The organism is Synechococcus sp. PCC 7335 (assembly GCF_000155595.1).
GTDB lineage: Bacteria > Cyanobacteriota > Cyanobacteriia > Phormidesmidales > Phormidesmidaceae > Phormidesmis.
On the sequence record NZ_DS989904.1, the window covers coordinates 4,628,844 to 4,653,680 of the forward strand.

General features: G+C 49.0%; 18 protein-coding genes. 10 read left to right on the plus strand and 8 right to left on the minus strand.

Annotated features, from left to right (window positions below):
* Positions 1-17: 17 nt before the first annotated feature.
* The 7 genes from secD (at position 18) to S7335_RS19385 (ending at position 7,946) form a co-directional block, all read left to right on the plus strand.
* On the plus strand, positions 18-1,433 hold the full coding sequence (gene secD / locus S7335_RS19355) for a protein translocase subunit SecD (protein WP_038019163.1): 1,416 nt from the start codon (positions 18-20) through the stop codon (positions 1,431-1,433).
* A gap of 92 nt (positions 1,434-1,525) precedes the next feature.
* A complete protein-coding gene (secF, locus tag S7335_RS19360; protein WP_006457266.1) occupies positions 1,526-2,503 on the plus strand; it encodes a protein translocase subunit SecF in 978 nt (325 codons plus the stop codon).
* Positions 2,504-2,661: 158 nt separating this feature from the next.
* The gene (locus tag S7335_RS19365; protein ID WP_006455050.1) at positions 2,662-3,099 is read left to right on the plus strand and encodes a hypothetical protein; all 438 of its coding nucleotides are present in this window, start codon (positions 2,662-2,664) and stop codon (positions 3,097-3,099) included.
* A gap of 294 nt (positions 3,100-3,393) precedes the next feature.
* Entirely contained in the window at positions 3,394-5,028 is a 1,635-nt protein-coding gene (locus S7335_RS19370; RefSeq protein ID WP_006455697.1) for an ABC transporter substrate-binding protein, read from the plus strand.
* Between the two features lie 13 nt (positions 5,029-5,041).
* Entirely contained in the window at positions 5,042-5,965 is a 924-nt protein-coding gene (locus S7335_RS19375) for an ABC transporter permease (protein WP_006457290.1), read from the plus strand.
* Positions 5,966-6,008: 43 nt separating this feature from the next.
* Positions 6,009-6,899 (plus strand): nickel transporter permease, encoded by an 891-nt coding sequence (gene nikC, locus S7335_RS19380; RefSeq protein ID WP_006455769.1) that lies wholly within the window; start codon positions 6,009-6,011, stop codon positions 6,897-6,899.
* A gap of 30 nt (positions 6,900-6,929) precedes the next feature.
* Positions 6,930-7,946, plus strand: coding sequence for an ABC transporter ATP-binding protein (locus S7335_RS19385; RefSeq protein WP_006456394.1), 1,017 nt, complete (start codon positions 6,930-6,932; stop codon positions 7,944-7,946).
* 59 nt (positions 7,947-8,005) lie between these two features.
* Here the strand turns inward: S7335_RS19385 and S7335_RS19390 are convergent, their stop codons facing one another.
* Positions 8,006-8,245 carry a hypothetical protein gene (locus S7335_RS19390; RefSeq protein WP_006457250.1) on the minus strand — a complete coding sequence of 80 codons (240 nt, stop codon included), beginning with the start codon at positions 8,243-8,245 and terminating at the stop codon, positions 8,006-8,008.
* The gene (locus S7335_RS19395) at positions 8,229-8,504 is read right to left on the minus strand and encodes a BrnT family toxin (protein WP_006453874.1); all 276 of its coding nucleotides are present in this window, start codon (positions 8,502-8,504) and stop codon (positions 8,229-8,231) included. The genes S7335_RS19390 and S7335_RS19395 overlap by 17 nt, the downstream gene beginning before the upstream one ends.
* A 134-nt stretch (positions 8,505-8,638) precedes the next feature.
* Between S7335_RS19395 and S7335_RS19400 the strand changes: the two genes are divergently transcribed.
* Positions 8,639-9,619 (plus strand): ABC transporter ATP-binding protein, encoded by a 981-nt coding sequence (locus tag S7335_RS19400; RefSeq protein ID WP_006456966.1) that lies wholly within the window; start codon positions 8,639-8,641, stop codon positions 9,617-9,619.
* A gap of 5 nt (positions 9,620-9,624) precedes the next feature.
* Here the strand turns inward: S7335_RS19400 and asnB are convergent, their stop codons facing one another.
* Positions 9,625-11,646 (minus strand): asparagine synthase (glutamine-hydrolyzing), encoded by a 2,022-nt coding sequence (gene asnB, locus S7335_RS19405; protein WP_006457301.1) that lies wholly within the window; start codon positions 11,644-11,646, stop codon positions 9,625-9,627.
* A 314-nt stretch (positions 11,647-11,960) separates the two neighbouring features.
* Here asnB and S7335_RS19410 point away from each other — a divergent pair, with 314 nt between their 5' ends.
* On the plus strand, positions 11,961-12,662 hold the full coding sequence (locus S7335_RS19410; protein ID WP_006456740.1) for a DUF1028 domain-containing protein: 702 nt from the start codon (positions 11,961-11,963) through the stop codon (positions 12,660-12,662).
* 22 nt (positions 12,663-12,684) lie between these two features.
* On the opposite strand, the gene S7335_RS19415 is transcribed toward S7335_RS19410, so the two are convergent.
* Entirely contained in the window at positions 12,685-13,473 is a 789-nt protein-coding gene (locus S7335_RS19415; protein WP_038016548.1) for a 6-phosphogluconolactonase, read from the minus strand.
* Between the two features lie 164 nt (positions 13,474-13,637).
* On the opposite strand from S7335_RS19415, the gene S7335_RS19420 reads away from it, so the two are divergent.
* Positions 13,638-16,475 (plus strand): UPF0182 family protein, encoded by a 2,838-nt coding sequence (locus S7335_RS19420; protein WP_006456305.1) that lies wholly within the window; start codon positions 13,638-13,640, stop codon positions 16,473-16,475.
* Between the two features lie 137 nt (positions 16,476-16,612).
* Here S7335_RS19420 and S7335_RS19425 read toward each other — a convergent pair whose 3' ends face one another.
* The 4 genes from S7335_RS19425 to S7335_RS19440 all read right to left on the minus strand — a co-directional run bounded on the left by S7335_RS19425 (position 16,613) and on the right by S7335_RS19440 (position 24,738).
* A complete protein-coding gene (locus S7335_RS19425; protein ID WP_006453922.1) occupies positions 16,613-16,915 on the minus strand; it encodes a hypothetical protein in 303 nt (100 codons plus the stop codon).
* Positions 16,916-16,925: 10 nt separating this feature from the next.
* Entirely contained in the window at positions 16,926-17,882 is a 957-nt protein-coding gene (locus tag S7335_RS19430) for a chemotaxis protein CheW (RefSeq protein WP_006454240.1), read from the minus strand.
* The gene (locus S7335_RS19435) at positions 17,879-21,235 is read right to left on the minus strand and encodes a response regulator (RefSeq protein WP_050765928.1); all 3,357 of its coding nucleotides are present in this window, start codon (positions 21,233-21,235) and stop codon (positions 17,879-17,881) included. Before S7335_RS19435 ends, S7335_RS19430 begins: the two co-directional genes overlap by 4 nt.
* Positions 21,236-21,375: 140 nt before the next feature.
* Complete coding sequence (locus tag S7335_RS19440; protein ID WP_006457081.1) at positions 21,376-24,738, minus strand: GAF domain-containing protein; 3,363 nt, start codon at positions 24,736-24,738, stop codon at positions 21,376-21,378.
* Positions 24,739-24,837 lie beyond the last annotated feature (99 nt).

Genomic DNA, 24,837 nt, shown 5'->3' on the forward strand with positions numbered 1-24,837 from the left:
TTAAACCGATGGATTCTATGGGTAAGCAACGCTTAATTTTAGCTTCGCTATTGGGGCTGGTGATTGCGGCCATTGTACTCATTGTGCAAGTGCCTACTCAGCTAGGCTTAGACTTGCGCGGTGGCACCCAGCTAACGATGCAGGTCAGCCCAACAGAAGAGATACCCAGTGTCGGTGAGTCCGAGCTAGCCGCGGTACAAAGAGTGATTGAAAATCGGGTCAATGGCTTAGGGGTATCAGAGGCGGTTGTGCAAAGTGTAGGGCAAGATCAGCTCTCGATTCAGCTGCCAGGAGTGAGTGACCCTGAACAAGCGGAGCGGGTGCTAGGCGGAACCGCACAGCTAGAATTTCGCAACCAAAAGCCAGGGACAGAAGGCGCCTTGGCTGAGTTACAAAGGATTGCTCAGCAGCAGTTGGCTCAGCAGCAGCTATTGCTAGATGGGGATGGGGATGAAGCAGCGATCGCTGCCAACCAAGCTGCTATCACCGAGACGCAAGCAGATATCTTGAATCTATTTGAAGAATCTCAGCTCACAGGCGACAAGTTAAGTGATGCGATCGCTGGTACCAACGGTGCAGGTGCTTGGCAAGTAGACATCACCTTCGACTCAGAAGGAGCCGATCTCTTTGCTGAGCTGACTCGTAATATTGCTGGAACGGGCCGCGGCCTCGGTATTTTTCTAGACAACCAGCTAATCAGCGCCCCTAGAGTTGATGTGCAATACGCACAAACCGGCATTGCCGGTGGCAGAGCCACTATTTCTGGCAACTTTGATGTAGAGGCCGCCCGCGATTTGGAAATTCAGCTACGCGGCGGCTCTTTGCCATTGCCTGTTGAGATCGTTGAAAACCGTACGGTTGGCGCAACGCTAGGTAGAGATAGTGTGGAGCGCAGTTTGTATGCCGCCTTATTGGGACTAGCGCTAGTCCTCGTCTTTATGGCTGTGTACTATCGCTTACCCGGCATTCTAGCCGATATAGCTTTGGTTGTTTACGCCATTTTGACCTTCGCAGCCTACAACCTGCTAGGCGTGACGCTGACGCTACCAGGCATCGCTGGCTTTATTCTCAGTATTGGCATGGCGGTTGATGCTAACGTGCTGATTTTTGAGCGTACCCGCGAAGAAATGCGCGCTGGCAAGACACTTTATCGATCAGTTGAATCCGGTTTCTACAGAGCCTTTTCCAGCATTCTAGATAGTAATGTGACTACCCTGATTGCTTGCGGAGCGCTGTTTTTCTTAGGCACTGGCTTAGTCAGGGGCTTTGCACTCACCTTAGCTATCGGTGTACTCGTCAGTATGTTTACGGCTGTTAGCTGTAGCCGCACACTGCTCTTTTTCGCAATTGGCTTTCCTCAGTTTCGTAAGCCTGGTCTGTTTTGTCCTGGTATCGAAACGCTGCCTAAAGTTACCTCTTCAGCGACTCAATAGATTGCTAGAGACAGATTGCTAGAGACGAACAAATCGCCAAACAAATCGTCAGAGATGAACTATTCCTTCTAACGCAACGCTGCTTTGAATCTATGAAACTAAACGTCATCAAGCAAAAGACCCTTTGGTGGTCTATCTCTAGCATTCTGATTTTAGTTGGCATCGCATCGATGGCTTTCTCGTGGCAGCAATACGGCGCACCCATTAAGCCTAGTCTGGATTTTGTCGGTGGCACTCGTCTACAGCTATCTCGCGACTGCACAGTGGCCAATAACTGCACAGATCCCATTGATATCTCCGAGGTTCGCCAAGTCTTAAATAGTCAAGACTTGACCGGTAGCAGCATTCAGCTATCAGGCGAAGATCAGCAATCAATTGTGGTGCGAACTCGCAACTTAGATGTCGATCAGCGTGATCGCTTGCAATCTGCCCTCAGTGATACGATTGGGACTATCGATCCTGCCTTGACTAAGAATGACACCGTGGGTCCGGTTCTAGGCAAGCAGCTACTGACATCAGGGTTACTATCACTGCTGGTAGCGTTTGCGTTGATTGCAGCCTACTTAAGTCTACGGTTCAAGTTTGACTACGCCATCCTAGCGATTGTGGCGCTACTGCACGATATCCTCATTACCCTAGGACTCTTTTCGATTCTCAGCCTAGTGACGGGCTACGAGGCTGACAGCCTATTTATTGTAGCCCTGCTAACAATCGTAGGCTTCTCAGTGAACGATACCGTCGTTATCTATGATCGCATCCGCGAAACCCTTCAGCGAACACCTGAGCGCTCGATTAATCAAATCGTCGAAGAGGCGGTCAACAGTACGCTAGGCCGATCGATCAACACAACTCTAACAACGGTCTTGACACTGCTGAGTATCGTCATATTTGGTGGCGATACGCTTAAGTTCTTTGCTTTGGCGCTCATTACAGGATTCTTAGCGGGTGCATATTCCAGCATTTTCGTTGCCAGTACGCTGCTAGCCTGGTGGCGCAGTCGCTCTGAAGCGGATAGCGTTGATGATGACGGGTTCGAAGAACCGGTTGATACAGCCCCAACCTCGCCATAGCTAAGCCATATCGCTTTAGTATGCTTTAGTGCGTGGCCTTAGGCAGGTTAGAACATGAAGCTGTAGACACTATCAATATGAACACTTCTAGAACCATCGCTGATGAAATCCTTTGAAGACCGTTAATTTCTAGTGAACTTCTCATGTAAGTATCTGCCATGGAAGAGGCGCCCAAAGATCGCGGGGTGAGCAATAGCAGTCAGTTGAATCGGACAAAAGAACTAGAAGCCTTGCGCCGGGCGATGATGCGAACCTGGTGGCGAATCTGTCTATTTCTATGGCTGACGGTGGGTCTGGGCTGTCTATGGTGGGTGCGAGATGACCTAATCGAAATTAGTGAGTATTTTACCTGGGCAGCCGTTCGTTCGATTTTTCTATACAGCCGCCTGGCAGGAATAGGGATTGCCCTGTGCGTTGGGGTGACGTTTGCGCTGCTTGTCAGTGAGAGTCGTCAGATTTTGTGGGGACTTTCAGCAGATGAGCGATCGCGTCTTGGCGCCCAGCTAGATAGAATCCACGAACAGGGCAAGTCCCATCCGCAATGGCAATTAATTCACCCAGCAAAAGATTCACCCAGTAAAAGAACGAGAGATTAGGGAGTAGACGTGACACTGCTTATGCGGTTGTCAGCAGCTTTTGTGACAGCAGCAGCGATGCCGCCTCGATACCTATCAAAGTACATCCGAAGTACACCATCCGAAGTGGTCTGTATATCCCAAGCAGCCATTCCCTAAGTGCAAACTCATGATCTCAAACTCATGATTTTTGAGTCCACATAAGGTTAAAGAAACGTTAACCAGTCCGTATTTGTCACTAGTGGCAATATATACAGGTCTAATAGCGTTGATGTCACAAACGCGCAATCATACGGATGACAAAGGGGAGCACAGATGGTCTTGACGAGCAAACGCTTGCAGAGTTTTTATCAACGAGTGGGGAAATGCTGTACCTGGTTGCTGTTGCCACTGCTAATAACGGCCTGTGGTGGAGAGAGTGAATCCGATCTAGCCACCTCTGCTGAGGATGGCACGCCTCAAGAAGGCGGCAGCCTGGTATGGGCCAGATACGGTGATGCCGATTCTCTCGATCCGCAGCGCACCACAACAACGTTATCTTGGCAAGTCTTCGACCAGATCTACGATACATTGTTAGCTTTTGATGACAATGGAGAAGTGGTTCCTAACTTAGCTAAAGAGTGGACAGTGAGTGAAGACGGCTTAGAGGCCACATTTGTTTTAAATGAAGGCATCACCTGCCACGACGGGACGCCCTTTGATGCCAACGACGTAAAATACACTGCCGAAAGAGCCATCAGTGAAGACAATCCTAGTGTGACAAAAGGCGCTTGGGGACCCATTTCCTCAGTAAAAGCGGTGGACTCTCAAACCGTTAGATTCAGCTTCTCAGAACCCTTTGGCGCGTTTGTCTCTTTTATGGCTGACCCTTTCTCTAGCCAAATTTGTGACAGTGCCGAGGAGCTAGGCGACGACTTTGGCGTCAGCGCTGCTGTGGGGACGGGTCCTTGGAAGCTAGTAAATTGGACAAAAGGCGATGAGATTGTTCTAGAGAAAAACGCCGACTATCAAAACTTTGGTCGCCCGATTGAGAATGAGGGTGCCCCTTACCTCGATCAGCTCATTGTCAAACAAATTCCCGAGCCGCAGACTCGTTTAGCGGGCTTACAAACCGGTGAGATACAGGTGATCGCAGAGCCCCCCTTAGAAGAGCTAGAGGCGATTGAAGCCGACGACAACCTGAATAACTACATTGCCGAAAAAACCGGACAAAACGTATTTTTTGAATTCACCACCTCGCGTCCACCTTTTGACGATATTCGCGCTCGCCAAGCCGTTGCCTATGCCATCGATCCTGATGGGGCTATCGACATTGTATTTGGCGATGTGGTGAAGCGAGAGAAATGTACTGTCGCTAGGGGCGTGCTAGGTAACGATCAAGATTTTTGCGCCGAGCATGGCTACAGTCACGATCCCGAAAGAGCAAAAGAACTCTTGGCAGAGCTGGGCTATGGGCCCGATAATCCGCTAACGGTCACGATGATGACCTGGGTGGGTGGCAACCGCGAAAGGATGGTGCAAGTCTTTCAGAACCAGCTCAAGCAAGTGGGCATAGAAACCGAAATTGAGACAATGGACATCGGCACGCTTAATGCTCGTGTTAAGCAAGAAAATGAAACTGACAGCGGCCAAGGTACCTTTGACATGATGGGCTGGGCCTGGTACGACCCAGACATTTTGCATCAGCTATGGCACTCGCCCGGTGCCTACAGCGGCTATCAAAGTGCAGAGCTAGATACACTGCTAAACGAAACTCGAACAACAGTGGATTCAGACGCGCGGCTAGCAGCGGTGCAGGAAGCTCAACAGTATCTGCTAGAAAACGCGGTGCATGTGCCGCTATACACCCCCGGTTGGCTGTGGATCTATACGACTCGTTCAGAGGTAGATGGCTTCAAGATTGGACCGTTTGACCGACCTTTATTTAACGATGTGAAGCTGACCTCCTAATGTCTCCATCTCGATGACTCAATACATCTTCAAGCGAATCTTAGGCGGCCTGTTCACTATTTGGGTAACCACGGTGGCAGTCACCCTATTGATTCATCTAGTGCCAGGCGACCCGGTGCAAATTATGTTTGCTCAGTCGCAGTCGACAACGCCTGAGCAGCTAGAGCAAATTCGTCAGCAGCTTGGGTTAGATCGGCCCATTTATGAACAGTATTTTCTTTATCTGGGTCGAATTCTACGGGGGGATTTTGGCACGACGATTCGAGGCAATCAGCCGGTTCTAGAGCTGCTGCTGGTGCGATTGCCAAATACGCTACTGCTGGCAGCGAGCAGTTTGCTAGTGACGATGATAGTGGGGGTGAGCGCTGGCTTTTTTGCCGCTTACAAGCGAGATACCTGGATTGATACAGGGCTGATGACTGGCGCTATTTTAGGGATTTCGATCCCAAGCTTTTGGCTAGGGCTAATGCTGATGTATGTGTTTTCTATCCGGTTGGGCTGGCTGCCAGTATCGGGTACGGATCTAAAGAATTTAATTTTGCCTGCCCTGACGCTAGGACTGGCCAATGCGGCGGCAGTCTCTCGGCTCACCCGTTCGTCGATGATAGATGTGTTTTCTCAAGATTTTATGCGGACGGCGCGGGCCAAGGGACTAGCTGAAACCGTGGTGCTATCACGTCATGCCTTTCGCAATGGCATGATCAACGTGGTCAATATGCTGGGATTGCAGTTTACCTACATGATGGGCGGGGCGATTGTGGTCGAAAATGTTTTTGCCTGGAACGGCATTGGGCGTTTGGCAATTCAGTCAATTTTCCAGCGGGACTACCCTACAATTCAAGGGTTTATCTTGATCTTTGCGACTGTTGTGGTGACTGTTTCAATTTTGTTGGATATTCTCTATGCCTGGATCGATCCAAGAATTAAATACTCCTAGAAGTCAATACTTCTGAAATTAAACACCGCTAGCTTGTGCAAACATGACCCAAAACCTGGCCCAAGCAGAAAGTACAGATATTTTGGAGCCGCGATCGCGCAGAACTCGCCGTTTCTTTAAAGATCTTCTTCGCACGCCAAGTGCAAAGCTAGGGGCAGCTATCTGCTCATTACTAGTGCTAACGGCTTTATTTGCACCCCTGATTGCCCCATACGATCCGATTAATATGGGCGCGGGTCAGGCGTTGACACCGCCTAACTCGACTCACTGGTTTGGCACAGATGAGCTAGGCCGAGATTTGTTTAGCCGCATTGTCTACGGTTCGCGACTGACGCTACAGGTAGGGGCGATCGCGGTGGGTATCTCGATGACCGCAGGTGTCCTGATTGGCCTGGTGGCCGGCTATGCAGGAGGATGGATTGAGGCAATTTTAATGCGGACGGTCGATGTGCTGTTCTCTTTTACTGAGACGCTAATTGCCCTAGCTGCCGTTGCTGTACTCGGCCCTAGCCTCACCAACGCCATGATCGCAGTTGGCATTAGCTCAATCCCTTTTTACGCTCGCATCACCTATGGAGCCGTACTAGTTGAGAAAAACAAAGAGTATTTCAAAGCGGCTCAGGCAGTCGGCGCGAGACACCAGCGGCTAATTTTTAGGCATATTTTGCCGAACATCTTGTCGCCAATTATTGTGGTGGCGACGCTGGGCGTTTCGATTGCGGTACTCTCTGCCTCGGCGCTGTCTTTCTTAGGATTAGGCGCACAGCCACCTTCGCCAGAGTGGGGCGCAACCCTAGCGGCAGGCCGCGACTACTTTAAACGAGCCCCCTGGATTACGACCTTTCCAGGACTGGCGATCGCGATTACCGTCCTTGGATTCAATCTCTTAGGCGATGGCCTTCGCGAAGCGCTAGACCCTCAGCAGCGCCGATGATTCTAAAGGTCGATACTCTAAACTACTGCCATGGCCCTACTCACCGTTCGTAACCTTAGCACTCAGTTTCATACGGCGGCGGGTAGCGTTAGCGCCGTCAATGGCGTCAGCTTTCAAGTAGAGTCAGGCGAGACTGTCGGTATTGTCGGCGAATCCGGCTCTGGCAAAAGCGTCACGGTTCTTTCCTTAACCCAGCTACTGCCTAATCCGCCAGGCAAAGTGAGCGCGGGTGAAGCTATATTCGATCAGCGAGATTTGCTAAAGCTTTCTGACGATGAGATGCGAAAGATTCGGGGCAATCGTATCGCCATGATCTTTCAAGATCCGATGACTTCATTGAATCCTGTTTTGACCATAGAGCGTCAGATGACGGAGGCTTTGCAGCTTCATTTAAAGATGAGAGCAGGGGAAGCTCGCGATCGCGCCATCCATTTGCTAGAGCGCGTTGGCATTCCCAGTGCGGCTCAGCGGATTAAGAACCATCCTCATCAGTTCTCAGGCGGAATGCGTCAGCGCGTCATGATTGCCATGGGGCTAGCGTGCGATCCTCAGCTATTGATTGCCGACGAGCCGACCACCGCGCTTGATGTCACTATTCAGGCGCAGATCGTTGAGCTAGTTAAAGAGCTGCGCCAAAAGAACAATATGGCAATTATTTGGATCACGCACGATCTATCGCTGCTAGCAGGCATCGCCGATCGAATTCTCGTGATGTATGCCGGACAAATAGTTGAATCTGCGCCGCTACACCCGCTCTATGAAAATCCTCGCCATCCCTACACGTTGGGACTATTGCAAAGTTTGCCACGCTTAGATGAAGCTCGTCGCACTCGTCTAAACCCTGTCAAGGGTCTACCGCCTGATCTGTTGAACTATCCGACAGGCTGTCCATTTGCACCTCGCTGTCCGTTTGTCGTAGAGCAGTGCTACGAAGAAGATCCGCCCTTAACAGCAGTGGGAGAAGCACACGAGGCAGCTTGCTGGGTGCAGCCTCGCGGAGATGAAGTTCTAGCAGCGTTTCGGCAGGCTGAAAATTCTGATCGGTGAGCGCACAGCCTTTCGGTTAAGTAGCTACTAATAATCTTGAATTCGTCTGAAGTCTAGGATTAGTCCGCTTCAATTGTTTTTCTAGGCTGATAACGCTGAGCGATTTGGAGCAACGACCGTAAAGCTTCATTGACAGATTCATCAGTTGGAAAAGCATGGGCAACATCAGGGGCTAATCGAACTAAATTCGTCCCTGCTTGATATCTTTCGACATACTTTCCTCTGACACCTGTCTCCATTTTAGAGAAGTCATATTCAGGACGCAGTTCGTCTTCTAGCTCATTAGTTACTTTCTTCATAAAATTTCCTTTCCTGGCGAGTAGCTTCTCGGGCGCTGATGATACGAGTGTAGTTTCCTCGGTCAGTATGTGAGACGACCAGTAACTGGTTCAGCTCAGACATTCCAATAATAATGTATCGGCTCTCACCTATGGAATGGTCAGGATCAGGAAACGTCATTGACAAAGCGTCATTAAATACAGTCGTTGCTGATTGGAAAGAAACACCGTGCTTTCTTTGATTAATAACAGCTTTCTCTGGATTCCATTCGAATTCCATGCAGCAGATCTCATTATCTACAATTTCAGCAGTGTAGAGGATAAAATTCCTCAATCGATAGGCTATTGTGTCCTGAGTGCTCTAGCTTGCGGGACTAGATCGCCGTAGATATGCTGAAATCTGTACAGTGAGTTATGTCTCAGGCCCTTATTCTCGTTAAAGATCTCAAGGTTCATTTTCCGGTAAGAAAAGGGCTACCTTGGCAGCGTCGGACCGAATGGGTCAAGGCGGTAGATGGGCTTAGCTTTAGCATTCAATCGGGTGAGACGTTGGGTTTGGTGGGCGAGTCGGGCTGTGGCAAAAGTACGACCGGACGAGCCATTTTGCAGTTGGAGCAGCCTACCGCTGGCAAAGTTTATTTTGAAGATACTGAGCTAACAACTTTAAAGAGCGAGTCTCTTCGACAACAGCGACAGAAAATGCAGATGATCTTCCAAGATCCTTATGCGTCGCTAAATCCTCGGATGACGGTGGGATCTATTGTCAAAGAGCCGATGACAGTACATGCGCTAGCACGGGGGCAGGAGAAACGCGATCGCGTGCATCACATCCTAGAGACTGTTGGCCTTAGCCCCCAGCACTACCACCGCTATCCACACGAATTTTCCGGCGGCCAGCGGCAGCGGGTTGTCATTGCCAGAGCCCTAGCCGCCGACCCTGACTTCATCGTCGGGGACGAGCCGATTGCTGCGCTCGACGTCTCTATTCAGGCTCAGGTAGTCAATCTGCTGCAGTCTCTTCAACAAGAGTTGGGATTAACCTACCTATTTATTGCCCACGATCTTAGCGTGGTGCGCCACATTGCCGATCGGGTTGCGGTCATGTACTTAGGCAAGCTGATGGAGCTAGCTGACCGTGTTAGCATTTATGAAGAGCCGCTCCATCCCTACACGCAGGCGCTGCTTTCAGCTGTACCGATTCCCGATCCGAGGCTAGAGGCTAAAAGAGAGAGAATCATTTTGCAAGGAGATGTTCCTAGTCCCATGCACCCGCCCAAGGGATGCTGCTTTCACACTCGCTGCCCTTTTGTGATGCCGGAGTGTCGCCAAGACCCGGAGCCTCCCTTTAGAGAAGTTGAAGCAGGGCATTACGTCGCCTGTCATCTAGTTGAATAGACCGACTAAGCCGCGGATTCAACGCGCCATCCTAGAGCGTGTGCTCGCTCTTTGGCAATTTTAGGAATGTCAGCCGCGATCAAGCGATCATGAAGAATCTGAACGCTAAGCAGATGATTGATGATGGCATCGAGCTGTACCTGTTCGGCAATCGGTGTCTCAGGCTGGTGATAGCGCTCAAATAGGGAAGACACAGCAGCATTATTGAGTAAGCCTGTGGCGGCAACTGCCCTTTTAGAAAGGTATTGCTCACTTAGCCCTAGCATCGCTTTTTGTTTAGCCGGATCGGTGTGAGCAGGCGGGGCCATGAAGGCAAATTTCTGCCGGTTGTACAGCGTTTCGGGCAGCAGCGCTTTCATAGTTTCGCGCAGAATATATTTATCTTTTTGATCGCGAAACCTAAGCGTAGGGGAAACGGTGACGGCAAATTCTACCAGCGGATGATCGAGAAAGGCCGGTCTAGCTTCCAATGAGTTGGCCATATCGACGCGATCGCCAGCCCAACCTAGTACCTGTGACTCGAACTGAGTCTTGATCCATACGTACTGCGCTTTGTCTAGAGGATGACGACCCGCAAGCTGCCGTGGATCTAGCGTCTGGGCGATCGCTGCGCCAGGAGAATAGTCGCCTAACGCCTGCTGCCGCTCCGGTGATAACAAAGACATTGCTCGGGGTGCTGACGATAGCCAGGACTGCAAACAGCTTGGAGTAAAGCCAACACGCTCGGTCAGGGCCGGATCGTCCAATCGCTTTTGCGCTAGCAGATTGCCTTTGAATAGGCGATTACTCTCTTGTAGCCACGTCTCTAATTCGGCCCGCTCGGCTGGCGTCGCCGCTTCCATGCCGTGCAAAATCATATCTAACCGAAGCTGAGGATAGCCCGCGAACAGTTCGTCCGAGCCTTCCCCAGTCACCACAACTTTGTAGCCCGCCTGCTGCACGTGCTCACTCATCAACAGCTTAGCGACGGTAAAGGTGTTGTAGATGCTGCGCTCGGTATGCCAGATTGTTCTCGCAAAATGGTCGTACAGGTCGCTGCCTTGCACCCTGAGGATGTCTTGATCCGCACCAACCGCTGCAGCCATCTCTTGGGCGATCGCTGTCTCATCGTAATCACCATCGTCAAATCCGATCGTGAATGCCTTCACCGGAGACTGCTGACAAGCTGCTGCCACGCCCAAAATAGAACAAGAATCAATGCCGCCTGACAGGTAGCAGGCAACCGGCACATCCGCCTCTAGCCGCAGTTGAATGGCTTCAACAAAGTGATGGCGAAGTTGTTCTATGGTCTCTTGCTCGCTGCGATCAGGACGCTCGCCTCGCTGTGGAAAGTCCACATCCCAGTAGGTATGGACGCGAACCTGTAGCCGCCCTGCTTGGCGTTCGCATATCACCATTTGCCCAGGCTGCACAGCATAGACACCCTCAAAGCAGGTGGTTCCGGGCACCATCGTCTGTATGAGCTGGTGATAGAGTCCTTGATCTGAGAAAACTCGGTGGACGCCAGGATGGGCAAAAAGAACTTTAATTTCTGAGCCAAAAACCAGCCCTTCAGACGTCATCGTCCAGTACAGCGGCTTGACGCCAAAGCGATCGCGTACCAAAGTCAGCCTTTCTGCCTGCTTTTCATACATTGCAAAGGCAAACTCTCCACGCAAGTGCGGCATTGTCTCGGCAAGGCCGAAGCGTTTGGTTAGGTGCAGCAGCAGCTCAGTATCGCTTTTGGTGGTGAAGCGATCGCCTCTAGAAGTCAAGTCAGCTCGCAGCCGTTTGTAGTCATAAAACTCACCGTTATGGGCAATCATGTACTGCTCGTCATCCGTCCAAAAAGGTTGGCGTCCCCGGTTTGGATTGAGATCAATAATCGATAGACGAGCGTGAGAGAAGCCAACACCGCTATCAGGTAAGACTTTTTGGCCAAATCCATCTGGACCGCGATGATATTGAATAGCCGCCATCGCTACCAGCCAGTCTGGGTTGATAGGTCGGGTGCTCTCGTGATGCATAATGCCAGCGATGCCGCACATAAAAAAATCGTTGGAATACCTATATCGACTACCCTATGTGGCCGTCCCTAGGTTAATAAAGGCCCTATGGAATGAATTCAAAGCGGCTTGAAGCTGATAAGTCTTTTCCTTTCAGGTGAATATTGAAGGTTGCCAATGCCTAGCAATGCTCTCATGGGCAGATCTGCCCGCAACCGACAAAGCTGGCAATGAGTAGCTAACACCCATGCTATCGGTGACAAGTGCTCCAAAGCGTGACCTACGCAACAGTTGCACTTAGCAGGTGACTGCTAATCTTTGTTAAGTTTCATCTTCAAAAAGAATTTAAGAATTCCATGACTTTTTCGATTGTGGCTTGGGATATAGAGACTGGGATGACAGGCGTGGCCGTGGCCACCAAACATCTAGCGGTAGGGGCGCTGGTGCCTTATGTAGAAGCCGGGGTCGGCGCGATCGCGACCCAAGCCGAAACCAATCCACTTTTGGGTATTCATGGACTCGAAATGCTCAAGGGTCATGGTCACTCGCATGTCGCCTCTCCTGAAGAAACGCTACAGCGCTTGCTTTTTGACGATCCTGGCCGTGAGCAGCGGCAGCTTCATATGGTAGACCGCTACGGGCAAACGGCGGCTTGGACGGGGAAAGACTGCGTAGGCTGGGCAGGACACTTAACCTTCGCTAATTTTTCTGTGGCCGGTAATATGCTGGTGAATGAAGCGACCGTCCAAGCGATGGCTGATGCCTATGCGCGGTTTGAGACCAGAGATTTTTGCGATCGCCTACTGCTGGCTCTAGAAGCAGGTGACGCTGCTGGCGGTGATAAACGAGGGCGGCAGTCAGCAGCGCTGCGGGTCATGCATACCGACAGCTATCCCTACCTAGATCTAAGAGTCGATCATCACGCTCAGCCCATCGAGCAACTGCGTGAAACCTTTGATGAATCTCGCAAAGACTACTATCAATCTTTTCGTCTGGCCATGCCTTCCAATCGCCACCAGGCACTTTCCCTCCCTCGCAGCGAACAGCGAGCTGTTTGAGGAAATTACTAGAAGGAAATTACTAAAATTTATCTGAAGCGGCTGCCTGGTCAATCAATAGAGTCGTTTGAGGTAGTTTTCGCAAGATAGTCGCAGGACATTTAGGGGAAATAGCATCGGTTAATAATCGCTGTACAATCGCTGCTTTCCCTTCACCAAAGGCTAGACAAAGGCGATTTTGGATCGCACTAATCGCACTTAGCGTTAGCGTAAAGGCATAGGTTGGAACGGCTTCTATCGTTTCGAAGGCCGTAGAGTTTGCCTGCTGGTGTCGGTTCTTTTCATCCAAACGCACCAATTTGACCCAGCGTGGATCGTTAAAGTTGGCGACCGCAGGATCGTTGAAGGCTAGATGACCGTTGTTGCCAATCCCGAGAAAGCAAAGATCAATCGAGCGTGATCGCAATTTCTGTTCGTATTCGTCACAGACAGATATCGGCAGCCAACCTTCTCCTGCGATCGCATGAAACGCCTGCATTGCTACCTGGCTAGTCAAATACGTTTGCAGATAGCACCGAAAGCTGGCAGGGTGCTCTGCGGCAATACCCAGATATTCATCAAGATGAAAGCCCGTAATCTTCGACCAGTCAAGATCCGCTTGGTGAGTTAAATAGTGCAGACACTGCTTTTGCGATCGCCCTGTGGCAAAAACGGTGATCGCCTGCTGCCTGCTATCAATCGCCGCCTGAAGGATCTTAGTGGCTTTATCACTAGCAGCTCGTGCGACCGCTTCAGCCGATGAATAGACTTCTACACTTAGCGCATCGACCTGAAACGTGTGCACAGGTACAGGATTAGAACATTTCGACATAGAAATAGTCAATCGAGATCAAACTTGTTGAACATTAAAGTTAAAAATTTGGGCGATTCCGGTTCGTCGGCTTTATCAGGGTTCATGATCGGTATGTTGAGCGATCTCTTAAAAATCTGATCTCCTAACAGCTCTACTGTAAAGACTCACCGCAAAAATCCCCTGTGAATTCACCTCGCCCCAACCTTTCTAAAGCACCTAGTCGTTCTTATGCATGGCTATGGTGGCTAATCGGCTTTCTGCTGCTGACTATTGCGAGTGCCGCTACGCTCATCCATTTACTCACAGAATATTGGTGGTTTAGTGCCATTGGATATGATGATGTGTTTCAGCTGCGCTTAGGTTGGAGCTTACTTTGCGCAGCGATCGCCTTTGCGGCCTACGTGATCGTGCTAGGTACGAATTTTTGGCTAGCCCTTTGGCTAACCCGCGATCGCCCCTTCTACGCGCCTAAGAACAGCGATTGGACGCCACTCATTCCTAACCTGATCACCTATGGTGGTATCACCTTTATCATCATTCTTTCTCTAGGCGCAGCGCAGCGGGGCGCTCAAGCTTGGGAGACTCTACTCAAATTTTTGAGGCCAACCGCTTTTAATGTTGTCGATCCAATCTATCAGCAGGATGTTGGTTTCTATATTTTTAGAATACCCGTCTATCAAGGACTGCAGCAGCAGGGGCTAGAGCTATTAGTCTGGACTTTGATTATTGTGCTAGCGGTCTACGCACTGCGAGGAGAGATTCGGCTAGAACGTGGTTGGAAATACCTGCTAACCGGTCCTGTAAAAACTCACCTGTGTGCGATTTTGAGTGCGATCGCCCTAGCCTTAGCCTTAGGATACTGGCTCGCGCGCTATGACCTACTTTATTCTGCTAACGGCGTTGTCTTCGGGGCAGGCTACACAGATGTCAATGCTCGTCTTAGCGCCTATACTGTGATGGGATTTGTCACATTGGTAATGGCAGGGCTTTTTATCGTTTCCCTATGGCGCTCCGGTTTTTCTTTACCGCTAACTAGCGTCGGCATCTACCTTACTGTTCTTATTGTCGTTGGCGGCATCTATCCAACGCTACAGCAAACTCTCACTGTCGAACCCAACGAGCTTGATAAAGAAAAGCCCTTCATCGCCCACAATCTCGACTTCACTCGCCAAGCCTACGGTCTAACTAATGTGCAAAGAGAAGACTTTGCCGTAGAGGATGATCTAGCTGCGCCCGCGCTCGAGCAAAACACCGCTACCTTGGACAATATCAGGCTTTGGGGCTATCAAACGCTACTGAGCACCTATCAGGAGCTGCAAAGCCTTCGGCTTTATTATCGCTTTCACGATGTGGACATTGATCGCTACACCCTCAACGGTGACTATCGTCAAGTGATGCTATCTGCTCGCGAGCTAGACTACGAGGCTGTGCCTGAAAAGGCGCAAAACTGGGTAAATAAAAGGCTCAAATACACTCATGGCTATGGCGTTGCGATGAGCCCAGTCAATCAGGTAACGATCGAAGGCTTACCCGATTTTTTCGTCAAAAATATTCCGCCTGAAACGTCTGTCGATCTCACTATCAACCAGCCGCGGATCTACTACGGCGAGGAGACCGACCATCATATCTTCACTGGCACCAGCACAGAAGAGTTTGACTATCCGCTGGGTAATGACAACGCCACTAATCTCTACGATGGCGCAGGGGGCGTTGGTATGGGCTCGATGTTCAGACGACTCATCTATGCCTTTGAGATCGGTTCACTCAAACCGCTGATTTCTAACTATTTCACTGCCGATTCTAAAATTCACTATCACCGTAATATCAGGGAACGAGCCCAGCAGATTGTGCCTTTTCTACAGCTAGATAGCGATCCTTATCTAGCCTTAGTTGACGGTCGGTTTCAGTGGATTCTAGATGGGTATACGACCAGCGATCGCTACCCTTATTCCGAACCGCTCGCGCTATCATCGAACGCTAGCGAGTTCCTAGCTAACACCGATCAATTGCAAGATGTTGCCCGCAATGGGACAAACTACATTCGCGACGCTGCTAAAGTCGTCATTGATGCCTACGATGGCACGCTTACCGTCTACGCTATCGATGAAACCGACCCCATCTTAGCCACTTACCAAAAAATCTTTCCGTCTTTGTTTACCCCACTAGGCGAAGCTTCAGAAGATCTGCGCACCCACTTTCGCTATCCGCTTAATCTCTTTCAGATCCAGTCGCAGATGTACCGCGCCTATCATATGGAAGATACCGAAGTTTTCTACAACCAGGAAGATCTCTGGCAGCTACCTCAACAGATTGGGAACAACAACAATTCTGAGCAGATGCAGCCCTACTACGTGATTATGCGGCTGCCTAACATTGAAGGCGAAGAGTTCCTTCAAATTCTCCCTTTTACCCCATCTCGTAAGGACAACATGGTTGCCTGGATGGCAGCTCGCTGTGACGGCAATAATTATGGACAACTAGTCCTCTACAAATTTCCTAAACAGGTTCTTGTCTATGGTCCCCAGCAAATAGAAGCTCGCATCGATCAAAATCCCGATATCTCAGAGCAGCTTACCCTTTGGAATCAGCAAGGCTCTAGCGTGATTCGGGGCAATTTACTCGTCATCCCGGTTGATCAATCCTTGCTCTACTTTGAACCTGTCTATCTACAAGCTGATGCAGGTGCACTTCCAGAGCTGAAGCGAGTTATCGTTGCATTCAAGAACACCATTATTATGCGCCAGACGCTGCCAGAGGCTCTAGAGGCTATCTTTGGCACACAGTCCGCTGCGGTAGACTCTGCTGACGATCCTGGTCTAGCCACCTCTACAACGCCAGCACCTGCAACGCTCGAAACGATCCCTGCTTCTCAACGCGAGCAAGTTCAAGCCGCTATCGAAGCGTATGAACAAGGACAAGTAGCCCTGCAAAACGGCGACTGGGCTACCTATGGTGAAACGCAAAAGCGTTTAGGTGCGCTATTGCAAGAGCTTGATAGTGAGGCAAGCAGAGAACCGTAGACTTCAAAGAACCCTGTTAACTTGGAGAAATGCGTCCTTGCGTAGGTTGCTATATATTTAGCGTGGTATTGCTACTTGTGTATTCCTCCTCTAGTCGAGAGGAATCGTGCCCCAGCGCTCGGTTACCTTGGATAGGTTTAGGTGCTTAACAATGGCAAAAGTATTACTAGTCCCAACCCTAACAGAAAAAATAGAATCAACTTCTGAATTCTATTCCCAGGCTCTTTTTGGACCTGCAACAAGTCGTAGGCCAAGATAGTCATCGGAGCTGCGATCGCCGGTCCGATGACCAGAGATAGTATCCAGTGCCCAGACACGAACGCAATCAATAAGCCAGGAACCAACAGTAATAGCCAGGCAGCGATTGTTCTAACGTAGAACTCTTGGGTCTTAGAAGTTTTCTTGTTACTGTCTATCTTCTTAGGTGCATCAGAAGTCATAAGAATACGTCTATAGGTTTTGAGAAGATAAATCTTCTATGTTGCTGTCTGTCCCCTCGTCAATTTCGTCTAGATAAGTGATTTCTAGAGAAGGTTCCAGATCTGAAGGCGGCTCAATCTCTAAAGAGGGTTCCATATCCGAAGGCGGCTCAATTTCTAAAGAAGGTTCCGCATCTGAAGGTGGTTCAATCTCCAAAGAAGGTTCCATGTCTGAAGGCGGTTCAATCTCTAGAGAGGGTTTCGTATCTGAACCCGTATCTAAAGGAGACTCAATTTCTAGAAAGAATTCCACATCTGAAGACGGTTCAATCTCTAGAGAAGGTTCCGTGTCTAAAGGAGACTCAATTTCTGCTGTTGTGGGCTGATCGAGGGTGTCATCAGACTGCTGGTGGCCCCTCAGGATAGACGCATCAAGAATAAGTAGGGTATGGCGATCGCCGCTCACTTCACAGTTACTAATATGAGAAATATTCCGTAGCGCTTTGGATAGTCTTTTTTCTGGGGGTAGCGGGTTGAGCTCATGGTTAGAAATTTCTACTAGATCGGGAGGCTCATGTACCGCGATTCCCCTAAGGGTTTCGTCCGTATCGCGCAGGACTATTAGGAACGGTGGATTCTGAGTAGCAGCGCCTGTAGGGTTGTTCAGATAGGTATCTGAATCCTGTTTGTCTATGTCATCACTAACTCTATTATCTATGTCCTCTTGATCAAGAGCTTCGAGACTAAGCAATTCTGACAAGTTCAAGATCTCGATACTGTACTGTGCTAGCTGGACTAACCCCATGCTGACTAAACCTCCCTGGCTAGGTGGCGGGGTAGCAACTACTTTTAAAACTTTTTCGCTGGGCAGGGCAAATGAATAGTCTTCTACTTTGAAAGTAATGTACTTGCAGATCTCATCAGCGTCATCGTCATCTGCCAAGAAGGCTGAAGGGTTAGGAATTGTCTGGTTTAAGACAGAGGTCATAAGGATTCTCCTACGGCAGTGGTCGAGGAATTTCTGTGTGATATCAGATCTTTAGATTTTTGGCTCCTAGAGGTTGAGTTGTCGATTACTTCAGCAACAGTCTGTAGGAGCTGAGGCGCCAAGTAGGGCTTGGTTAGATAGTCCGTTGCCCCAAGTGCCTGAGTGAGTTGCCGATGTTTAGTACCCTTACGAGATGTCAGCATGATAGTGGGAATAGCGGCAATAGCTGGGTTTTGCTGACGAGCTTTTAGGAACTCAAATCCATTCATTCCAGGCATTTCAATATCACATAAAATTGCAGCAATATTAGGATGACGTTCGAGCTGTTTGAGTGCTTCTGCACCGTCTCTAGCCTGAATCACTTGATAATTAGCCTTCAGTAGTGCTTCTTTTAAAGTGTTGCGAACTGTAATCGAATCGTCCACCGTCAGAATCAGCTTTCCAACCAGAATTGGCTCGTTCTGAGCAAAGTTCGTGTGAGCAGGTGCTTCGCTTTGGAATGTGCTAATACTATCTTTGTCCTTGTTATCTAACTCGAACTTAGCGCTACTTCCATAGCCCTCATTAGAGCCACCTGCGAAATAGCGGTCGACAACAGTCTTGGCCAGCATGCCTCCATCGAGTACTAGCGTCTGCTGCCCGTCGGGTAATATGCTGCTGCCATACACATAGTCCGGTGGCAGTATCGTCTTTTCTAGGGCGGTGATAACTAACTCTTGTTCACCTAAAAGTTGACCAACCTCTAGTCCAATCAACGTATCTTTGTGGCGCAGCAAAACGATTGGAGTAAAAGACATATTCTCAATAGTTTGACCCATTTCCCTGATCTCCATAAGGCGGTGTCTAGCTAGAGGCGTGGTGTAGTGCAGCACATCGATAAGAGAATGAATAGGGATTAGATGTTCCTCTTTGCCAGCCTGCCAGATTAGAGTCTTGCCTCCTTCCCAAACTCGCATCTGATCTGAGCTAGGAGTGAGAATATGCTCAACCGCGTCAAAAATCAGCGCATACGTTAGACCTTTCTCGCGGCAGAGCAAGAGCTTTGCGATGGTCGAACTCGATGGAATGTGAAGACTAAAACAGGTACCTGAGCCGGGTTTATTATCGACGGTGATCCAACCCTGGAGCGATCGCACCTGAGCCTGTACCGCATCTAGTCCGACACCACGTCCTGAAAGATCATCAACCTCGCTGGCGGTAGAAAATCCCGCTTCGAACAACAAATCTATTGTTTGCTCCGGGGTGAGTGTAGCCGCTGCTGCTGTTGTAATAATCTGAGTATCTATAGCCTTTTGGCGAATCTTCTCTAGATTCAACCCCTGTCCGTCATCTCTGACGTTAATCACCAAATGGCGGCCCTCTTGCAGAGCTTCAATGGTGATCTTACCAATAGCAGGTTTGTTATTCTGTTGCCTGCGTTCAGCCGATTCAATACCATGATCGAAGGCGTTGCGAAACAGATGCAGCAAAGGATCGTAGAGCTTATCAGAAATCACTTTATCTACCAGCACATCGCCGCCGATGATGTCTAAATCAACTTGTTTGTTGTACTGACCTTTCAAACGTTCTAACGCGGATGGAAAGCGCCGGAAGATTTTTCCTAGTGGCAGCATTCTAGTTCCTACGAGGACTTCTCGGGTACCCGCTAATAACTGCTTTTGCCTCGTTAGCTCCTGCCCCGAGCGCGAAACGAAAAGCTCGATAGCTTCAACAATTTCTGACTGTTGAAGCATTTCTTCTAAGAAAGATTGTGAAAGTAGCTGTATATCGCTGTATTGATCTAGTTCTATAGAATCAAAGTGACTAAGATAGCTTTCTGAAAACTGGCTAGTGTTTGGGCTCACAGACTGAGTCGAAGGCTGGCTTAAAGGCTGCGTTTGAAATTGATTGATAGGCTTGTTCAAATGCTCTCGCTGATCGGCAATCCGTTCTAGAAGCGTTTTAATCAAAGCCGTTAGCTGATCGTTGTACAGCGCTTGTCGGTTATGGTGAGTGAGTAGTTCACCTACAAATTGACTAAGCTGATCGAGATCTTTGATTGTCGTACGAATAGTCGCATTTTGGCTCGAGGCAGCCATGCTAGGCGTTGCCAGGGCAGTCTCGACTGCAGTCGGCCTTTTTGATTCCTCGGGTGAGGACATCGCTGAAAGATTTTCATGCTCCTTAGAATCTGAAGGAGCAATATCTCTATCTTCTAGGTCAGCGCTATCTTCTGGTTCATCGTCAAACTCATCATCGAATTCATCAAAGAACTCACAACCATCATCCTCATCACTATCAGGAATGCTATCAACGAGGGTGCTATCGATAGAAATATCTGGTAACGCTTCTATCTTTTCATCCTCTAACTTGAGCACAGAACTAGAACTTTGACTAGCTGCTTGATCAGGCGCTTCAATGACTTGTGTTGTAGTCGATTCTTGTGAAAAAAGCGTTCTTCGAACGGTTTGGGTGAGCGCTGCCCAGACCGTATGGAATAAGGTTGAATTCTCCTGCTGGGTTGTGTTGTTGGATTTGCGATCTAGCTGTGTATCTGTCGGGGAGAGTGACTGCTCAAAGCTATCACTCATCTGTCCACAGAACGCCAGCAAAGCGTCTGAAGGTTGACCACCCTGTTCGCGATCGCCTGCGATTACCGCGCTATGAGCTGCTTGATAGTTGGCCAAAGCAACCGGTGCGATCTCTAATACACGATCAGGGCTTTTCTCTAGCGCGCTTAGTGTAGCCGTAGCAATATCACCGAATCCGGGCAGATTCAAGGACTCTGAAAGACCTAGAAAAACCTCGGCCTGGGTCCCTAAAAGTTCTAAAAGCTCATCTGCATCTGGCTCTTCTAAAGCTTCTTCTAACGTTTGTAGCCGCTGTGCTACCCCGACTTCAAATATGGACTGGGTCATGTCGAACCCCAGCTCACTTGAAGTTGGCAAATGGCCCCCCTGACCAAAGCGATCGCCTAAAATATCTTGAAATTTAGTGACGACCACCGCCATCCGATCAAGAATATCGGCCTCATCAACCTGAGCACCTGATAGCCGCGCTGACATCAGCAGCTTTAAGCAATCGTAGCCTCGAAAGATCAACCCTTCCATCTCAACACTGATCACGGTGTCCGGATAGCATAATGCTTTGAAGACATCTTCTAAAGAATGGGTTGTCTTCTTAATAGCATCGAGTCCAACACTAGCTGCAGCACCTTTGAGCGTATGAGAGGCACGCATCAGATTGTGAACTTTTTGAACGCTGAATTCTTCTCTAATATTTTGCAGCTCAGTATCTATTGTTTCTAGAAGTTCAGTGGCTTCTTGCAAAAAGTACTGATAGGTTTGATCAGAAGCCGAGATATCTGTAGTCATGAGATGGCCTAAACCTAAAGAGCTGGCAGTTGAAAGGAGCGTTGAAAGAAACGCAGGTCTGAGTCAAGTGGGTTATTAGAAGCTTTAGCGTTGTCCACACCATTAGGAACCCATTATCCCTAATGGTGCTAGTCAAGGTCTTATTCGACTTTGAATTTACCAGCGTTAGATTGCAGCGTGGCGGCTGTCTCTAATACCTGCTGGATAGACTGAGCCAAGTCGGTAGAGCTTTCGGAAGTTTGTTCAGCAATCTTTGTAGCATCACTCATCGTTTGGGTAACGTGCTTAAATTCGTCAGCTTGCTTATGTGTTGTTTGAGTGATATCTCCAATCAGCTGACTGATTTGACTAGTCGCTTCAACAATTGCGGTAAGGTTCTGCCGGGCGTCGGTCACCATATCAGTACCTTGAGCAACCTGTTGAATGCCTGTTTCCATTGCGGTAGAAACTTCTGCGGTGCCGACCTGAATTTCTTGGACAAATTGCTCGATTTCAGTGGCCGCGGCCGCTGACTGACGAGCAAGCGATCGCACTTCATCTGCCACCACTGCAAATCCTCGGCCATACTCCCCAGCACGAGTAGCTTCGATAGAAGCATTTAGCGCTAGTAGCTGAGTTTGCGTTGTGAAGTTGCTAATCAGGCTGACAATCTTAGAAACCTTTTGGGAAGATTCACTCAATCGCTTGATTCGCTGATTAGTTTCGGCCACCGTCGAGCGGATAGCCATAATCCCATCTACAGTGCGGTTCATAGCAGCGTCACCTTGCTGCACAATCTGGTTGGTTTGTTCAGTTGCAGCTTCTACCTGCTGAGCGTCTTTAGCCACCGCTTCGGTAGAGTTCATCATTTCTTGAACGCGATCTAGCGCCTGCCCTAGCGATTTTGCCTGCTGCTGTGCCCGCTGTTTTACAGCGTCAGCAGAAGTTTCACTGAGCTTAGAGGTTTCACTCACCTTATCTGCCGCCGCCTGTACCTGTAAAACAATTTTTTGCAGGCTTTGAAGTGTGCTGTTATAGGCACTTGCCACCGTACCTACCTGGGTTTCTGTGACCTGAGCGCGGACAGTCAGATCACCTTGAAGTGCTGGCCCAACCGCCTGCAACAGCTGAATCACCTGTTGCTGAAGCTGCTCTTTAGACGCTTTCTCCCGCTCGGCAGTTTCGGTGAGTTTCACCGTCTGTGCCTGCACCTGAGTAAGATAATCAACCTGCTGCATCGCAACTCCTAGCTGCAGGCTAACCTGTTTAAGAGCGTTAGTCTCGCTTTCTGCCCAGGAACGAGGCTCTCCCTTTTGATAAACGCTTAACAAGCCCCAAAGGCGGCCTTCTTTGAAAACGGGTGCTGTCATATAAGCGTTGATTTCATTAGCTTCAAGCATCTCAATCTCCAAAGGAGCATGATTTGCCGCATAGATATTGTTGACGATTAGCTGTTCTTGGTTACGATATGGCCCTCCCTCACTTTCTTTTAGATCGGTCTTTGGCCAAATGGCTGATAGCGTTTGGCCAAGGCCAGTATCTTCCAAATCCTTTGAGCGCGATGGGTAGAGTAAATCGTGACTCCAGTCATCATTGAAGCAATAAATTGCTATGCGATCGCACTTTAGTATCTGCTTTAGCCCTCGATGTATAGTTTGAAAAATTTGCTCAGTATCTTTAGCCTGTAGAATCTGAGGTACCAGTTCAGAGACCGCACGTCCCATCTGAGCTGTTTTAGTCATCTCAGTCGACTGCGCCTGTAGCTGAGCAATGTAGTCGGCCCCCTTTAGACTAGCCTCCATTTGACGACTGATTTCTTGTAGAACCTTGACATCGCTCTCTAGCCAATGCCGAGGGCCGCTGTGCTGAAACGTACTCAACAAACCCCAGAGTTTACCGCCTTGTCTAATCGCAACAATCAAGAAGGACCTGACTTTGAAATACTCTAGGGTTTGAATATGGCACTCGCTCAAACCCGCCGTATAGATATCGTCCGCTAGAAAAGGCTGCTCGGTATTTTGAAATCTTCCGCCTTGATGCTTTTGCACATAGGTATCTTCCCAAGCACTGCCTACCAGATTTGGCCAGCCACTCGCGTGAGACTCATAGATAAAATCGCCAAAATAGTTTGGACGAAACTTGTAGATACAAACATGTTCTACATTCAACAGCTGACGAACCTCTTCTACAGCCGTCTGATAAATCTTTTCAGTATAGGCAGTATTACTGATCTTGTTGATAATTTCTGGGAGCGCTTCCTGATTTTCAGCAGCCCTATCCATCTCTGCTAGCAGCTCTGATTGATGCAAACTAACACCGACTAGATCGCCTACTTGAGATAGCAGGCGGATGTCGTTCTCTTCCCAATGGCGAGCACCACTATGCTGGTATGCACCTAGTAGGCCCCAAAGCTTCTGCCCTCGATAGATTGCAACAATTGCGCATGCCTGAATACCAAAGTCCGTAAGATTCTCCATGTGGCACGGCGATAGACTCGAATTTCGCTCTACCTGATGAACCACGAAGGGCTTGCTTTGACGAAAGATACCACCCTCTTGGCTTTGTAGGTGGCTATCTTCTAGAACAACATCTAGCATCGGCTCTAATCCTCCGACCTTCGATTCAAAAACGAATTGAAGACTGTAGTCTTGGCGAAACTGGCAAATAGCAACACGCTCCACTTTCAAGAATTTTCTAAGGTCTTTGGTGGTGCTCTTGAAAAGAGTTTCTTGATCTGATATCTGTCGAAGTTTGCGACTTAAGGTAGTCAGTAGCTGTCGCTCAGATTCGAAGCTCAAAGGCAAAAGATTGACCTGTAGCTCGCTGGCTACTAGGTACAAAAAGCTAATCTCGTTCTCATTCCATTGTCTGGGCGCACTGCACTGTTGGACAACGAGTAGACCCCAAAGCTGATCTTCTAGAAAAATAGGTAGGCTTAGACTAGCTTTTGTCTGAAACTGATTAAACAGCTGCATCTGGTAGGGCGTGACAGTTGCCTCAGAAGTATCGGTGATTACCACTGATGGCCGCTGCTTGTAGCTTTCTAGATTGCTTTCACCAAAGGCGATCGCCGGTAGAGACCTACCTAGCATTGGACTATAGTCAGAGCTTCGAGATTCCGCAACAACGGTGCCTAGAGCTTCAGACTGAAACTGATAGATAAGAGCTCTTTCTACCTGAAAACGCTTACGAAGTTCAGTTACAGAAATTTGATAAAGGTTGTCAATACTAGTTGCAAGGGCCATGCGATTGGCTATCGAAAAGGCTCGCTTCCCTTCCTTCTGTGATAGATGTTGAGTAAATTGCGACAAGGATAGATCGACAGAAGGCTGTGCTAACACGGCCTCTATAGAAGCAGTATCAATCTCTTGCGTTTCCTCTTCAGTTTCAATATCTTCCGACATCAGTACGGGCTCGACTGTTCCTTCACTATTCAATTCTTGAAGAGAATCGTTTTCCTCATGTGAGGAATCAACATTTTCAATTTCGTGAGATCCGTTGCGAGCGGCGTTAGCTATGGTCATTGTTAGTCTCTACTAGAATTAATTTGAAATTTGGGAGGTGATTATGCATTTAGCCGCCGGGTGCAGCTAGATTCGAAAAAAGGTCGTCGCAGTCGACAA

What these genes read in the sequence shown, in the direction of transcription:
- secD (WP_038019163.1), top strand. Translation starts at nt 18, where the DNA reads ATGGGTAAGCAACGCTTAATTTTAGCTTCGCTATTGGGGCTGGTGATT.
- secF (WP_006457266.1), top strand. Translation starts at nt 1,526, where the DNA reads ATGAAACTAAACGTCATCAAGCAAAAGACCCTTTGGTGGTCTATCTCT.
- S7335_RS19365 (WP_006455050.1), top strand. Translation starts at nt 2,662, where the DNA reads ATGGAAGAGGCGCCCAAAGATCGCGGGGTGAGCAATAGCAGTCAGTTG.
- S7335_RS19370 (WP_006455697.1), top strand. Translation starts at nt 3,394, where the DNA reads ATGGTCTTGACGAGCAAACGCTTGCAGAGTTTTTATCAACGAGTGGGG.
- S7335_RS19375 (WP_006457290.1), top strand. Translation starts at nt 5,042, where the DNA reads ATGACTCAATACATCTTCAAGCGAATCTTAGGCGGCCTGTTCACTATT.
- nikC (WP_006455769.1), top strand. Translation starts at nt 6,009, where the DNA reads ATGACCCAAAACCTGGCCCAAGCAGAAAGTACAGATATTTTGGAGCCG.
- S7335_RS19385 (WP_006456394.1), top strand. Translation starts at nt 6,930, where the DNA reads ATGGCCCTACTCACCGTTCGTAACCTTAGCACTCAGTTTCATACGGCG.
- S7335_RS19390 (WP_006457250.1), bottom strand. Translation starts at nt 8,245, where the DNA reads ATGAAGAAAGTAACTAATGAGCTAGAAGACGAACTGCGTCCTGAATAT.
- S7335_RS19395 (WP_006453874.1), bottom strand. Translation starts at nt 8,504, where the DNA reads ATGGAATTCGAATGGAATCCAGAGAAAGCTGTTATTAATCAAAGAAAG.
- S7335_RS19400 (WP_006456966.1), top strand. Translation starts at nt 8,639, where the DNA reads ATGTCTCAGGCCCTTATTCTCGTTAAAGATCTCAAGGTTCATTTTCCG.
- asnB (WP_006457301.1), bottom strand. Translation starts at nt 11,646, where the DNA reads ATGTGCGGCATCGCTGGCATTATGCATCACGAGAGCACCCGACCTATC.
- S7335_RS19410 (WP_006456740.1), top strand. Translation starts at nt 11,961, where the DNA reads ATGACTTTTTCGATTGTGGCTTGGGATATAGAGACTGGGATGACAGGC.
- S7335_RS19415 (WP_038016548.1), bottom strand. Translation starts at nt 13,473, where the DNA reads ATGTCGAAATGTTCTAATCCTGTACCTGTGCACACGTTTCAGGTCGAT.
- S7335_RS19425 (WP_006453922.1), bottom strand. Translation starts at nt 16,915, where the DNA reads ATGACTTCTGATGCACCTAAGAAGATAGACAGTAACAAGAAAACTTCT.
- S7335_RS19430 (WP_006454240.1), bottom strand. Translation starts at nt 17,882, where the DNA reads ATGACCTCTGTCTTAAACCAGACAATTCCTAACCCTTCAGCCTTCTTG.
- S7335_RS19435 (WP_050765928.1), bottom strand. Translation starts at nt 21,235, where the DNA reads ATGACTACAGATATCTCGGCTTCTGATCAAACCTATCAGTACTTTTTG.
- S7335_RS19440 (WP_006457081.1), bottom strand. Translation starts at nt 24,738, where the DNA reads ATGACCATAGCTAACGCCGCTCGCAACGGATCTCACGAAATTGAAAAT.